Source organism: Hyphococcus sp., assembly GCF_965228385.1.
GTDB lineage: Bacteria > Pseudomonadota > Alphaproteobacteria > Caulobacterales > Parvularculaceae > Hyphococcus.
The window spans coordinates 2,786,389-2,800,841 of sequence record NZ_OZ245810.1; the positions used below are offsets into that span (position 1 = coordinate 2,786,389).

The window sequence follows — 14,453 nt, forward strand, 5'->3', positions numbered from 1 at the left end:
TTCTCGCAGTGAGAAAGGTTTGATCTTTTTAGAAAACCCGCAAGGATATGTGAAACCGGAATATAAGAGTCCAATGCCAGCGAGTCACACGACAAGAACCGAAATTACCGTCGGCCAGCAACAAACGCCGCTCGTCATTCGCGTCAATCGCCGCGCCAAGCAATTGATATTGAAGGTTGATCCTGTGGCTGGGGAAATTCTGGCGACCGCGCCTTCGCAGCGCGCCATACCCGAAGCGATAAAATTTGCACATGACCGAATCGACTGGATCGCGGCGCAGTTGAGCGAATCGCTGCGCGGCAAACCTTTTGTCCCCGGCATGCGTGTTCCGCTTTCAGGCGTCTATCATACTATTATCAGCGATCCCTCATCGCGCAGCGCCGTTCGCATTGACAGCGATTTGCTACCCGCCATCCGCGTTGGCGGCCAACCCGAACATTTAAATCGCCGGGTCTCTGACTGGCTGAAACGCGAAGCGCGCCGCCGCCTGACGCAAAAGGTCAGTCAGTATTCACAGCAACTCGGTAAAACGCATGGGCGCATACATATTCGCGATGCGCGCACCCGTTGGGGCTCGTGCTCATCGGATGGCGCTTTATCTTTTTCCTGGCGATTGATTTTGGCGCCGCCGCATATTCTTGATTACGTGGCGGCGCACGAATGCGCGCATCTCATCTATATGAATCATTCTCCGGCGTTCTGGCGCACTGTGCGTGAACTCGGCGTCGACGCCCGCGGCGCGGCGGCCTGGTTGACAAATGAAGGGCCCAAGCTTTTCACCTACGGCGTCGCAACGAAATAATCAGCCGCCGGGTTCCAAAAGCGAAGCAATAGGATCGTTATCCTGCTGTGGCGACGTATAGACTGGCGGCGGCAACGCGCGCGCCATCATTTCCCGCCAGATAATCGCCGGGGCGCGCCCGCCCGTAACGCCCTGCATCGGACTGTTGTCATCCTTGCCAATCCAGACGACGGCGACGAGGCCGCCGGCGTGGCCTGCAAACCACGCGTCGCGATTTGCCTGCGTCGTGCCGGTTTTTCCCGCCGTGACGTAGCCAGGAATTTTTGCAGCCCGTCCGGTGCCCCAGACCACAACGGATTGCATCATTTCATTCACGCCAGCGATAGCGGCGGGCGGCGCCGCTTCTGCAAGAAGCAATCCTGTGCGCTGGTAAACGACATCGCCGTCAGCGGTTTCTATACGGTCAATCACATGCGGTTCGATCCGAAAGCCGCCATTGGCGAAAGGCGCATATACGCCAGCAAGACCCAAGGGGGATATGGCGTCGACGCCAAGCGCCAGAGCGGGCCCTGTCGATAACGCCCCTTGCCATCCCATATCTCTCGCAACTGCATGAACCCGCTGGCGCCCTGTTTGTTCCTGCAAGCGGATGGCGGCGCTGTTCAGCGAACGCGTCAGCGCTTCGCGTAAAGTGACTTCGCCAAAATATTCATCCTTATAGTTTCCCGGCGACCACGAGCCGACTGACACGGGCGCATCGACGATGACCGTATCCGGCGTTTGCCCGGCGACCAGTCCCGCAAGAAAGACAATAGGCTTGAACGCCGAGCCTGGTTGCCGTTGCGCCTGAACCGAGCGGTTGAACTGGCTTTTGGCGTAGTCGCGTCCGCCGACAAGCGCGCGCACGGCGCCTTCGCCGTCCATCAGGACCGCCGCCGCCTCGACCTTATCCACATCCGGACCCGCCATTGCAAAGCCGGCGACGAGCCCGCTTTCAGCAGCCTCCTGAACGCCCGGATCAAATGTGGTGTGCACAATAAGATCGGCGTCGATCTCGCCGGCAAGTCCATGCAGCTCGCGCAGGACGTGATCGATAAAAAAAGGCGCGGCTTCAAAACGCGGCCGGGCCAGCAACACCGGATCGGCGATAACGTCAGCCGCCTGCTGACGCGAAATAAAACCCGCCTCCACCATCTGTTCAATCACGAGCCGGCCCCGCCTGCCGGCGTCATCGGGGTTATTTGTGGGCGCATATCGGGAGGGCGCTTTCAGCAATCCTGCAAGCACCGCCGCTTCGCCGAGCTGTAACCGCCGCGCGCTCTTTCCAAAATAACGATAACTCGCCGCATCGACGCCATAAGCGCCGGCGCCGAAATAAACGCGATTGAGATATAACGTCAGTATTTCCTGTTTGGTGAATTTACGCTCAAGCCAGAAGGCGAGCATGAGTTCCTGAATTTTTCTTTTGATTGTTTGCTCGCCAGTCAAAAATACATTTTTCGCAAGCTGTTGCGTGATCGTCGAGCCGCCCTGCCTGACTGCGCCTTCATTCGCATTGACGATCAGCGCCCTTAAGATCGACAATGGATTAGCGCCAAAGTGGTGATAAAAATTGCGGTCCTCAACGGCCAGGACTGCGTCGGGAACATAATCGGGAAGGTTTGCAAGTTTGACGGGCGCGCCCTGCGCCACCCCCTGTCGCATAATTGGCGCGCCATCCGCGGCGAGCAGAGTGACCCGGCGCGTCTCCCCCTCTTTCCATAGCGCTGAGGTATCCGGCAAATCCCTGGCGAAATAGGCGAACACCGCCGCCAGAACGATAAACGCCGTGAAAGCAAAAACGCCCAGCTCGCCAATCGCTCGTGAAAACGGGGCGCTGCGGGAGCGCTTTACGCCGCGTTTTTTGCCGGACGTCCGTTTCCGGCGGCGCGGCGCAACGCTTTTGGCCTTACATTTCTGTGTTCTTTTCGGCATCGCAATATATCCATCGAATCTTGTGGTTAACGATGCGTAAACGAAAGCGGCGCACGGGGGCCCTGACTTCGTTTTTCAGGAAACTTCCGCCATACTGGAAGGCTTGTAGAAGGGATCGCGCACTATGAGCGAAGCATCGCCGATAGCTGACAAAACACTTGACGAAAAAGCGCAGGCGATTGTCGATGCTGCCCGCAAGATGTTTTTGTCTCGCGGTTTTGACGCGGCAAGCATGGATCAGATCGCGTTAACCGCAGGCGTTTCTAAACGCACTGTATACAACCGGTTCCGCTCGAAAGAAGAATTATTCGGCGCGGCTATTACAGCCACCTGCAAAAATCTGTTGCCGGTGAATGTCAGTGATATTGAAGCCAATCTGCCGGCGGACGATGTCGTTCGCGAGGTGGCCACTCAGTTTTTGCGCGGCGTGATGGAGCCGGAAGCGCTATCGCTGCGCAGAATCGCCGCATTCGAAGCCGAGCGCACCCCCGCGCTTGGCAAAGCCTATCTTGAGCACGGGCCCTACTGGATGGTGAAAATGTGTTCGCCCATTCTGGCGCGACTTGCAGCGCGCGGCGCATACAATATCAAAAATGCGGAAGAAGCCATCTGGCTACTCGGCGCGCTATTGACCGAGCCGCTATATACCCGTGTTTTAATGGGCGATCCTCCGGCCGATCTCGACGCAGCTATCATCGCGCAAGTCGACCGCGCTGTCTGGGCTTTCAAAAAAATCTACGCCTGACAACCGAATCGCCAGCATGCGATAGATAAATTCTACGGCCCATAGCCAGTTGCATCGATACGGTACAATAAAAAAGGCCGGCGCAGAAAACCGCGCCGGCCCTTAAGCATTTAGTTCGTAACCGTCTCTATTCGAACGAAATCGTCACGTCGGAACGGCGGTTCAGCGGCTCACGCACGCCGTCAGCAGTCGGCTTGGCGAGGTTGTTTTCGCCATAAGCTTCAAGGCGAATACGGTCAGCCGAAACGCCGTTTGCAATCAGGGCGTCGCGAACAACGCGAGCGCGCCGCTCAGACAGGGCCTGGTTGTAAGCCGAGCTACCGGACGTGTCCGTGTTACCGGCGACAACGACATTGTCGATATCATTAGCAAGCGCACGAGAAGCCGCTTCGCGAACAAGATCGGAGGCCTGCGACGTCAGGTTCGATTTATCGTAGTCGAAATAAACCGTGAACTGGATCGGATCCAGATCAATATCCGTGTTATCAACCATCTGCGGCGGGCACTCAGCCGTCACCGGTACGCTCGAGCCGTCCCAGCAATCCTTGAATTGCGGCGCGACTGGCGCAGCACGATCAGGAACGAAGTCCCAGCGCAGGCCGGCGAAAAGGCTGTGCGGATCGTGGCCGACTTCGAAAGCAGCGGGGCCGCCGCCAAGCGTGCCGGCGAGATTTTTCTTCCGCGTGCGGAAATAACGGTAGGACAGGTCCAGGTTCAATCCTTCAGCCAGGGCGAAGGAAAGACCCGCGATACCCTGATAAGCCCACTGCCAGTTGGAACTGCCATAGGTGATGTTCTGGACCGGGAAACCGCCCGGGTTAGTGCCGGTGATATCGTGATCGACATTGGCGATACCTGTGCCGAGACCGATATAAGGCGTTACCGGACCATCGCCGAAATCGTACAGCACGTTACCCATGATCGCCATGGATGTCGTGTCGCCCGAGATCGTGCCTGTCGGCCAGCCTGAAAAACCGCCGCCGTCCGGATCGATCGAATCGATATCGTTGTTGCGGTAAGAAAACTCCAGCTCCGCTCTGAGATTATTCTCATAGGCGTAGCCAATCGCAGCATAAACGCCGATGCCGAGATCATGCTCTTGCGTAGAATCAAATTGCGGCGTGCCGGATCCGCCGGAATTGTTATTGATGTCCGTATCGCCATCGAGATAGCTAAGCCCAGCACCGATCGCGCCATAAAGCCCGTCATAAGCCTGAGCAGCCGGCGAAATCGCCATAACCGCCGCAGCCGTTAACAACGTCGTCTTAATTCTCATAATTCCCCTCCTCAGGTGGACCAATGCCAGACCGCAGCCATTAGCGGCGAACCGGTGAATTCCCTTGCTCCGTAACGGTTTTGCCGCCCGAAATATAGTCTCTTACTACTGAATTTATCCAATTCAACTAATATCCCGTTAAGGATGTTGCATCAACGCATCGGCGCCCGCAAGTCTTACCCTATCGCTCGCCGCCGTGATTGCCTAGAAACAACGCAAAAATGGCCAAAAAGTTCCGGAGGGGAATTGTAAATGCGGATTATTCTTACATTTTTTACAGCTTTGCTCGCCGCGCCCGCAATGGCGGCCTCCGGCCAGGACGACACAAGGATCAGGGAGCTTCAGGCGGCCGTTTCTGCGGACCGCATTCAGGCGGATATTGAAAAGCTGGTCTCCTTCGGGACGCGGCATACGCTGTCGGAAACGCATTCGGAAACCAGAGGCATCGGCGCCGCCAGACGCTGGATCAAGGATGAATTCGATCAAATCTCAGCGGCCTGCGGCGGGTGCCTGGAAGTCTTCTACGTCAGTGATTTTGTCGAAGGCGAAACGCGCATACCGGACAGGACGGAAGTTGTGAGCGTCGTTGCCGTGCAGCGCGGACAACTCGACCCGGACCGGGTTGTCATGATGAGCGGCGATATCGATTCGCGCGTGAGCGACCCCATGAACAGCCAGTCGGATAGTCCTGGCGCGAACGACAACGCCTCCGGCATGGCGGGCGTGCTTGAAGCCGCACGGGTGCTGTCCCAGGAAAAATTCGCGGGTACTATCGCATACGCCGCCCTGGCCGGTGAAGAGCAGGGACTGTTCGGCGGGAAAATCGTCGCGCAGCACGCCATAGACAATGGCTGGCGCGTTAAAGCGGTTTTGAACAACGACATGATCGGCAATATCGAAGGCGTGGACGGCGTCATCGAAAACTCCACCGCGCGCGTGTTTTCCGAAGGCACGCGGGCGACGGAAACCCCCGAAGAAGCGCGCATTCGCCGCTTTACCGGCGGTGAGGTGGACTCGCCCTCCCGCAACCTTGCCCGGTACATTGACCGGCAGGCCGAAAAATACGTCCCAAACCTCGATGTCATTATGATTTACCGGCTTGACCGCTTTTCACGCGGCGGCCATCACCGGCCTTTCAACGAGGCGGGCATGCCGGGCGTTCGCATCATGGAAACGCATGAAAATTACAATCGTCAGCATCAGGATCTGCGCACTGAAAACGGCATTCAGTACGGCGATGTTCTTGAAGGCGTTAATTTTGATTATGCGCGAAAATTGACGTCGCTGAACGTGGCGACCCTGGCGGAGCTTGCAGCGGCGCCGCCGATCCCCGCGAATGTGGAAATTTCCGGCGCCGTTTCGCCTTCGACGACGCTGACATGGACAAAACCGGAGGGGCGCGCAGCGCGCAATCTGGCGGGCTATAAAGTTCACTGGCGCCGCACTGACGCGCCGCAATGGTCGTATTCGATCGATGTGGGCAATGTCGATGAATATACGCTGGAGAATATTGTTATCGACAATTATTTTTTCGGCGTGTCAGCCATCGCCAAAGACGGCGCACAAACGCCGGTTGTATTCCCGGGCGCCGCCGGCAGTTTTGGCGACTAGAATCGCCTCTTTCGCACACGCAACAATTCGTCCGTCACTTCCCGGCTAATGGCCGTTCACGGTGTTGAGCGCGTCCCGCCGCAGTCAAAATGTTTTTTAAAGCGCTGCATGCAGGAATATTTCTTGTAGCCATCAAGATTTCCGTCGGTTAATGTTCGCAACAGGGGAAACCGATTGAAAAACGTGGGGTGTCCAAATGAAAGCAATCCTCTGGCTGATCATTCTTGTGCTTGCCGCTTTAGGCATTGTGTCAATTGTCGAATATTTCGGCTTGTACGACGTACCGATGATTGACGTTGCGAAAGAGGCTGACGCAGCGATTGAATAATTTTTCTGCGATCGCCCCGGGCTGGCTTGTGCTGTCCCGGGGCGTCGTTTATCTAAAGTTCCAGACGGTGCCCTCTTTTTTGAGGGAGAATAGGGAACGCGGTGAAATTCCGCGGCTGTGCCCGCAACTGTAAGCGGTAATGCTTCGCCAACGCGCCACTGGAATTTTCCGGGAAGGCGGCGAAGCTCAAAAATCCGCGAAGTCAGGAGACCTGCCGTCGACGTCGTCTCTCGCCTGGCCGGGACCAGTCATGCGAGCGGGTGATCCGTCATGGCGACATCCAACGATTAAAGGAGTCGCCAGTGACCATATTCACGCCCGCATTTTCAACTATTCTTGCAAGCCTCTTTGTTTTCCAACCCGCCTTCGCGCAAATCGGTAATGATCGAATTGCCGACAGGGACGAGCTAATTGTCTCAGCGACCCGCACGCCAACGCTTTTTGAAGAAGTGGGCTCCGCTGTCAGCGTCATCAGTGCGGAGGACATTGAACTTCGCCAATACACATTCGCAGCCGACGCGTTGCGAGACGCGCCTGGCGTTGCCATAGCGAGAAACGGCGCATTTGGCGGGGTCGCCAGCGCGCGCATTCGCGGCGCCTCAAGCGGTCAGTCTCTCATTGTCATTGACGGAATCGTCGTCAACGACGCATCTGCGCCCCAAGGCGGATATAATTTCGCCAATCTCGATATTGCGGACATTGAACGCATCGAAATACTGCGCGGCCCGCAAAGCCTTTTATACGGCGCCGACGCCATCGGCGGCGTCATATCGATCACGACCAAAAAATCGGAGGCGGGGACAAGCGCTTATCTGGAGGCCGGCGCGCACGGAACGCTGCGCGGCGGCGGCACAACAACACTTGGCTCAGACGATGCATACGGGCGTTTTAGTGTTTCCGGTGTGCGCACTGACGGTATTTCACGAGCGGCGTCAGGAACAGAAAAAGACGGGTTTCGCTCTATCGCCGGATCTTTCACAGGCGGCGTTGCGCTGGATGATCACTGGCGTACGGAGCTGATTGCGCGATACAGCGATTCCAGTGCTGAGATAGACGGCTTTCCCCCGCCCGCTTTCACATTGGCGGATACAGATGAAACCGAAGACACGACCGATTACGCCCTCGCCGGACGCCTCCTTCATGATCACGCACGCGTCAAAGGCGCTTTCACCGTATCCTACAACGCCATCGACCGCGTCAATCGCGACGGGGGCGTTGAAACTTTCGGCGGGGAAGGCAATCGTCTTTCAGCGGATTATCTCGGCGCCGTAGACCTTTCGGAACAGGTGCGGATTATCGCGGGCGGCGAAGCGGAACGCACGTCTGTCATTGTTTCCGGGGTCGATGATGACGCATCCGCCGGTGCCGTGTTCGCCATGGCGGAAGTAAAACCATTGGAAGGACTGACCGTTTCCGCCGGCGCGCGCCGCGATGTATTTTCAAATTTCGACGGCGCGACCACGACGCGCGTCGCGGCCGCATGGAAAGCGCAAGAGGGTCTCATTCTTCGAGGAAGCTGGGGACAGGGCTTCCGCGCGCCAACCTTATTTGAGCTTAATTTCGACCAGTTCGGCACAATTCCCAATTCTGACCTACAGCCTGAGCGCGCCAAGGGATTTGATGTGGGCGTTGAAACGCGCCTGACGGGAGCCCCGGTCTCCGGTGTGTTTCGCGCGACTTTTTTCAACACTGTCGTTAAAGACCAGATCGACTTTGATTTCGCAGGCAGCGGGTATTTTAATATCGACGAATCCCGCTTCAGAGGCGTTGAATTTGAAGGCGATATCGATCTTGGAAATTACGCCGGAATTTATCTCTCTTACAGCTATGTTGATGCTGTGGACCGGCTGACAGGCGCGCAATTATTGCGGCAACCCAAACACAGCGGCTCGGCCATCGTTACAGTCTCGCCGCTCAACAGGCTGCGCGTCTCCACAAGTCTGATTTTCAACGGCGAGGAAAACGATATTCCCGCGCGCAACAATTCCTTTTTCCGGGCTGATTTACGCGCCGCCTACGCAGCAACCGACATGCTTGAAATTTATGGCCGCATCGAAAACCTGACCGATACGGATTATCAGGACGTTTCCGGTTATGCCGAATCCGGCATTGCCGCATTCGGCGGCGTCAGAGTGCGGCTTTGAGGTTTTGGGTATTCTTCGCGTTTGCGATTGCAAACCTCTGCAGCAGCGCCATGGCTGCGCCGCGTGTGGTGTCGCTTGATTATTGCGCCGATCAATATGTCCTGAAGCTCGCCGATCCTGCTCAGATCGCCGCCATTTCGCGCGGCGCAGACAAGGATTATTCCTATTTGCGCGGCGCCTCGACCCCTTACAAAAAAATACGCCCGACGCTGGAAGAAACATTACCGCTCGAACCGGACATTATCTTTCGCCAATGGGGCGGCGGCGCAAATGCGGAAAATGCTTTTGCACGGTTTGGCGCGCGGGTCGTTTCGCTCGGCTATCCGGAAAATTTCGACGGCGTGAAAGCCAATATACGTCTGGTCGCCGATGCGCTGGAACATAGCGCGCGCGGCGAAACGCTCATCGCAGATCTGGAAGCGAAACTTGCAGCCATCCCTGAATTAGAAAATGCGCCGCGCGCCCTTTATGTCACACCGGGCGGCGTTACCGCCGGGGCGCACACCATGATCGATGCGATTTTTAGCGCCGGCGGCGTACGCAATATTACAGCGGAAGAGGGTAAAGCCTACTGGCCGCCCCTGCCCGCCGAAGCGCTGCTCACGGCGCCGCCTGAACTGATCGTGACGGGCTTTTTCAACGCCCGCGATGTGGAAATCAATTATTGGTCGGCGGCGCGCCATCCCACCATTGAAAAACAGTTCCGCGAAACTAAAACGGTTCATCTGTCTGCGGACCTTGTCAGCTGCGCCGGCTGGCATTCCGCTGAGGCCGCAGAAATGATCGCCGCCGCAGTCAGGGCTGAACGCAATGCGCATTAAATCTCAACCGATTTACGCCACAGGGCTGCTTGCGCTGCTCGGCTTGGTTTGCGTGCTTTTTTCGCTTTTTACAGGCCCGGCGGCGATTGGCCCGGCTAACGTCATAAAGGCGCTGTTTTCAGACCAGGAGGCGGCGACCGCCATCATCCGTCAAATTCGCCTGCCGCGAGCGCTGGCCGCCTGGCTCGCGGGCGCTTGTCTCGGGGCCGCAGGCGCAGGATTGCAAGGGCTTTTGCGCAACCCCCTCGCCGAACCCGGCGTCCTTGGCGTCTCGGCGGCTTCCGCGCTCGGCGCCGTGACGGCGATCTATTTCAATTTCGCCGCCTTCGCATTCTGGGTGACGCCGATGATGGCGATTGTCTTTGCTTTCGCGGCGACGTTTGCGCTTTACACGCTGGGGGCGGCGCGCGTTTCAACGGCGCGCCTCATCCTGATCGGCGTCGGCATCTCTTCGTTTTGCGGGGCGCTTACATCGCTTGCCATGAACCTGGCCCCAAACCCCTTCGCGCTTTCCGATCTGGTCAACTGGCTGTTTGGAACGGTCGCAAACCGGAGCTTTCAGGACCTTGCCGTAGCGGCGCCGTTTGCGGCGGCCGGATTTGCGATGATCATGGCTTCGGCGCCCGGACTGAATGCGCTCACCTTGGGGGAAGAAACCGCAGCCACTATTGGCGCGAACCTGAAACGTACGCGAATGCTGGCCACGCTGGGGGCTGCGGCGCTGGTTGGCGCCAGCGTTTCAATCGCCGGGGCTATCGGATTTGTCGGCATCGTCGCGCCGCACATTGTTCGCGCCTTCGCAGGCCACAACCCGGCGCGCATATTATTGCCAAGCGCGCTTCTGGGCGGGTTGATGCTGTGCGCAGCAGACCTCGCCATCCGTCTGGCGCCATTCGACCAGGAGTTGAAGCTGGGAGTCGCAGCGGCGCTCGTCGGGGCGCCGGGTTTTGTCTGGGTCGCCGCCACAACAAAACGGATTTCATCATGACGCCGTTTTTGTCACTCGACAAAGTCGCCGCAGAAATTGACGGGCGTCTGATCGTTAACGATGTATCACTCGCCGCGCGACCCGGCGAGTTTATCGGTCTCGTGGGCCCCAACGGCGCCGGCAAATCAACACTGTTAAAAGTTATCGCCGGCCTCCTGAGACCGGTTACAGGCCGTCTCCTACTGAATAATAGGGAGTTGAGCGATCTGCCGCCGCGCGAGCGCGCCAGAATGCTTTCCTATCTGCCGCAGGCGCGGCCGGTCTTCTGGTCGGTGACAGCCCGCGATGTAATCTCGCTCGGCCGTTTCGCTTATGGCGCGCCTTTAAATGAATCGTCTCAGGATAGCGCGGCGGTCGAAAAGGCGCTGCGCGACGCCGACGCATCGCAGATGGCGGGCCGTCCCGTGTCCGAGCTTTCAGGCGGCGAACTGGCGCGCGTGCATCTGGCGCGCATGCTGGCGGGGGAAACGTCCCTTCTCCTCGCGGATGAGCCCATCGCCGCGCTGGACCCCGCGCATCAATTCGCCGTTATGACCTTGCTTCGCAAAAAAGCCGGCGAGGGATGCGCCGTGATCGCCGCGCTGCATGAATTGTCCCTCGCCGCGCGTTATTGCACGCGGCTGATTGTGTTGAACAGCGGGATGGTTGCGGGCGACGGTGCGCCGAAGGACATTCTGACGCCCGAATTGCTGCGAACGGTTTTCGGTGTCGAGGCTTCGATTGCGAACGCTGGCGGCGAACCGGAACTCCGGCTGGCGCCGCTTGACGAGACACAAGTTTAGAACGAGCGATAAAACAAAAGCGCCCGGCGTTTTTTCCGCCGGGCGCTAATTTTTTACAATAGCCGTTTTCTATTGCACCGGCTGCGCCGTAGGACTAGTCACCCCGACGCCGTCATCATCGTCCAGCTTTGGCTCGTCCAGCTTCATCCAGCTTTTGATAAGCGGCGAAATCAATAACATTACGACCCCGACGCCAATCGCGACATAGGAGACGTTGGTATATACCGAAGCATACGTCGCCTTCGCAGCAGCCACATCGGTAAGTTGACCGCCAATTGTATCGGCGCCCGTACCGCGCGCGATAATGCCGGCGAGATAGTTGGACAGACCCGTGTAGAGAAACCAGGCGCCCATTGTCATACCGACAACGCGCGCCGGCGCCATCTTCGTAACCGCGGACAGTCCCACCGGCGACAACATCAACTCCGCCATCGTGTGAATCCAATAGACGAGGAAGATGAAGTATACCGCTGTCAGGCCTGTTGGCCCGCTCGCCGTGATGCCCGCCACAAGCGCAAGAAACCCGAGACCGACGCCGATAACGCCGAATGAAAATTTAACCGGCGTGGAAGGCTCGCGCCCGCGTTTTGCAAGCGCAATCCACAACCACGCCACCAGCGGTGCAAAAAGGAAGATAAACCCGGCATTGAGGGACTGAAAGACCGGGGCCGGCACAATGACGCCGAACATTTCCTTGTCCACCAACCGGTCCGTGAAAAGGTTTAACGACGAACCCGCTTGCTCGAATAGCGCCCAAAACGGAATTTGCGCGAGAACAAAATAGATTGCGGCGAACATTCGGGTACGCTCGTCGCCTTGCAGTTTCATGATCGAGTAACCCACCAAGAAAATGAAGAATGCAAGCCCGATCATCCCGACAAACCAGTCCTTGATCAGATGAGAGTTCATCACCATCGCCATGGAAACCGCGACGATCAAAACGCCCGCCAGGTAGCACGCCATTTCGATATTGATCGGGCCCAGGAATGATTTTTTGAGCTTCGCAGGATCAGGCGGCTCCGCATGACCTTCCAGATATTTCTGGCCCCATATAAACACAATCAGCCCCAGCAACATGCCGATACCCGCAAGGCCGAAGCCGTATTTCCAGCCATAAACAATGCCGAGAATACCGCACGTGATCGAGGACAGGAACGAGCCGAGATTGATGCCCATGTAAAACAGGGTGAAGCCGGAATCACGGCGCGGATCTTCAAACTTGTAAAGGGCGCCGACGATTGTGGAGATATTGGCTTTCAGATAGCCGACGCCGGCGATGATGAGCGCCAGCGAAAGGTAAAGAATGTTGACGTACAAATCTTGCCGTTCAACGCGCGTCGAATACTCGCCATCAGCAACTGTTCTATATACTAGTGCTGTGTAAGGAGTAGTGCGGTCGTCAGTTTCCAAAATCACTGCATCGATTGGACTAGCAACAAATTGAACTTGTTCGCCATTGATGAGGACGTATTGACTTTGCTCGTCACCTTCTCCGCCACTATAAAGCCGATAGCGTTGTCCATCTGATAGAACAAGCTCTGCCTTCGGTTCTGGCCCTGCGCAAGCTAGTCCAAATGGCGCGCATATTTGACCTAAAAATGAACGCTTTACTTCTTCAATGCTGTAATCGCCGTCACCATTCTCAGTTATTGGGCGAAGAATGCGATCACTACCGTCTTGCTCCGCCCCCCTCAAAAGAGCGTAAGGCCTAGCCTCGAACACTAGGCGGCGAATTTCTCCATCTAGAGAAACAAAAAGCTTACGACCGCTGCCTCTCCCTTCATCAATAATCTCAACCTCGCCAACTTGGTTCGGCGCTACCAATGTCTCCTTCGACCCTTCGCCTTCAAACGCCATGCCGAAATGGCCAAGCACAAGAAGGATGGCCCCGAAGATCACCGCCTTGCGCTGCCCGAGATACCGGTCGGCAAGCGAGCCGCCCACAATCGTCATGATGTAAACGAGCGCCGTATAGGCGCCGTACATCACGGCGGATCTCTGATCGGAAAAAAGGAAATGCTGCGTCAGATACAGGATCAACAGACCGCGCATCCCATAATATGAAAACCGCTCCCACATTTCCGTGAAGAAAAGGATCGCCAGACCGCGCGGGTGGCCGAAAAAGCCTCCAGCCTTGGCGACGTTTGGCGTCTTGGCGACGTCAATCGCTTCGCTCATAAAAACTCCCTGTGGCAAACGCCGAATGGCGCCGCGTGATGTTTCGCCCCGTTTCGGATCGCCCCTGATCCGAATATTGGCGCGCACTCTATGCCAAAAAGAAGCATGAAATCCAGCCGTTAGAGGCATTTGCCGAAACGCGTGCTCTATGGGCAGGCGGGATATTGCCGATCGTGAATATCCATTGGGCGACGTTCCTGTTTCGTCCCGCGCATTCCGGGAAACACGAATGCTCCGCCGCGCTACATCATTCTCATGCCCAAAAGCGCAATGCCGGAGAACGCCGCCAGCGCGATGATCATGACCAATCCGTCGCGCGCCGTTATGGCGACGCCAAACAAGACGATAGCCCACGCCGGCGCCGCCACGGCGAACGGCACTGCATCAAACGGCACCATGATCAAACCGAGGCAGAATACGAAAAAAGCGGCCAGGCGCCGCATGACGCCGCCCGCCGCCCAGGTCAAACGCTCGGTAATCAGATTATCCAAAAACGACAATAGAGGTTCGAGTCGCGAACGCATATCGCGCAATTTATCTTCGGAGATTGACCGCTTGAGCGCGATATCGGGCAGCCATGGGTGGGCGCTTCCGAAAATCATCTGAATGGCCAGCAACGAAATCAGCACGCCCACAATAGCCGCGGCGCCGGGAATCGCCGCAAGCGGCGTGCCGCCAATAAATCCGAGCAAAATGAACAAAGGGCCGTAGCTTCTATCGCCCCAGGCGGACAGAATGTTTTTCAATGAAACATCGCCGTCATCGGCGCTCTCGACCGCCCGATTGACAATCGTTTCGAGCGGTTCTTCATTCTGCCCGCTCCCGGATTCAACCGCATCTGCGCCGTGTGATTTCGCCATGCGA

At 57.1% G+C, this 14,453-nt stretch carries 12 protein-coding genes and 1 riboswitch; of the genes, 8 read left to right on the forward strand and 4 right to left on the reverse strand.

Features of this window, described 5'->3' with window-relative positions:
- Positions 1-73 precede the first annotated feature (73 nt).
- Positions 74-802, forward strand: a complete 729-nt coding sequence (locus tag ACQK2Q_RS12990) for a M48 family metallopeptidase (RefSeq protein ID WP_425410165.1) — start codon at positions 74-76, stop codon at positions 800-802.
- Here the strand turns inward: ACQK2Q_RS12990 and ACQK2Q_RS12995 are convergent, their stop codons facing one another.
- Complete coding sequence (locus ACQK2Q_RS12995; protein ID WP_425410166.1) at positions 803-2,716, reverse strand: transglycosylase domain-containing protein; 1,914 nt, start codon at positions 2,714-2,716, stop codon at positions 803-805. It abuts the gene before it with no gap.
- Positions 2,717-2,840: 124 nt separating this feature from the next.
- Between ACQK2Q_RS12995 and ACQK2Q_RS13000 the strand changes: the two genes are divergently transcribed.
- Positions 2,841-3,461 carry a TetR/AcrR family transcriptional regulator gene (locus ACQK2Q_RS13000; protein WP_425410167.1) on the forward strand — a complete coding sequence of 207 codons (621 nt, stop codon included), beginning with the start codon at positions 2,841-2,843 and terminating at the stop codon, positions 3,459-3,461.
- Positions 3,462-3,588: 127 nt separating this feature from the next.
- Here ACQK2Q_RS13000 and ACQK2Q_RS13005 read toward each other — a convergent pair whose 3' ends face one another.
- Positions 3,589-4,737, reverse strand: coding sequence for an OmpA family protein (locus tag ACQK2Q_RS13005; RefSeq protein ID WP_425410168.1), 1,149 nt, complete (start codon positions 4,735-4,737; stop codon positions 3,589-3,591).
- 300 nt (positions 4,738-5,037) lie between these two features.
- Between ACQK2Q_RS13005 and ACQK2Q_RS13010 the strand changes: the two genes are divergently transcribed.
- From ACQK2Q_RS13010 to ACQK2Q_RS13035, 6 genes are all read left to right on the forward strand, one after another.
- Positions 5,038-6,348: a M28 family metallopeptidase gene (locus tag ACQK2Q_RS13010; protein ID WP_425411164.1), complete on the forward strand. Its 1,311-nt coding sequence runs from the start codon at positions 5,038-5,040 to the stop codon at positions 6,346-6,348.
- A gap of 196 nt (positions 6,349-6,544) precedes the next feature.
- The gene (locus ACQK2Q_RS13015; protein ID WP_425410169.1) at positions 6,545-6,676 is read left to right on the forward strand and encodes a hypothetical protein; all 132 of its coding nucleotides are present in this window, start codon (positions 6,545-6,547) and stop codon (positions 6,674-6,676) included.
- Between the two features lie 48 nt (positions 6,677-6,724).
- Positions 6,725-6,909, forward strand: a riboswitch (cobalamin riboswitch).
- 69 nt (positions 6,910-6,978) lie between these two features.
- Positions 6,979-8,820, forward strand: coding sequence for a TonB-dependent receptor plug domain-containing protein (locus ACQK2Q_RS13020; protein WP_425410170.1), 1,842 nt, complete (start codon positions 6,979-6,981; stop codon positions 8,818-8,820).
- Positions 8,821-8,870: 50 nt separating this feature from the next.
- Entirely contained in the window at positions 8,871-9,641 is a 771-nt protein-coding gene (locus ACQK2Q_RS13025) for an ABC transporter substrate-binding protein (protein ID WP_425410171.1), read from the forward strand.
- Positions 9,631-10,629, forward strand: coding sequence for a FecCD family ABC transporter permease (locus tag ACQK2Q_RS13030; protein ID WP_425410172.1), 999 nt, complete (start codon positions 9,631-9,633; stop codon positions 10,627-10,629). Before ACQK2Q_RS13025 ends, ACQK2Q_RS13030 begins: the two co-directional genes overlap by 11 nt.
- Positions 10,626-11,411 (forward strand): ABC transporter ATP-binding protein, encoded by a 786-nt coding sequence (locus ACQK2Q_RS13035; protein ID WP_425410173.1) that lies wholly within the window; start codon positions 10,626-10,628, stop codon positions 11,409-11,411. The genes ACQK2Q_RS13030 and ACQK2Q_RS13035 overlap by 4 nt, the downstream gene beginning before the upstream one ends.
- A gap of 69 nt (positions 11,412-11,480) precedes the next feature.
- Here the strand turns inward: ACQK2Q_RS13035 and ACQK2Q_RS13040 are convergent, their stop codons facing one another.
- Positions 11,481-13,589, reverse strand: a complete 2,109-nt coding sequence (locus tag ACQK2Q_RS13040) for a peptide MFS transporter (RefSeq protein ID WP_425410174.1) — start codon at positions 13,587-13,589, stop codon at positions 11,481-11,483.
- A gap of 242 nt (positions 13,590-13,831) precedes the next feature.
- On the reverse strand, positions 13,832-14,449 hold the full coding sequence (locus tag ACQK2Q_RS13045; RefSeq protein WP_425410175.1) for an exopolysaccharide biosynthesis protein: 618 nt from the start codon (positions 14,447-14,449) through the stop codon (positions 13,832-13,834).
- Positions 14,450-14,453 lie beyond the last annotated feature (4 nt).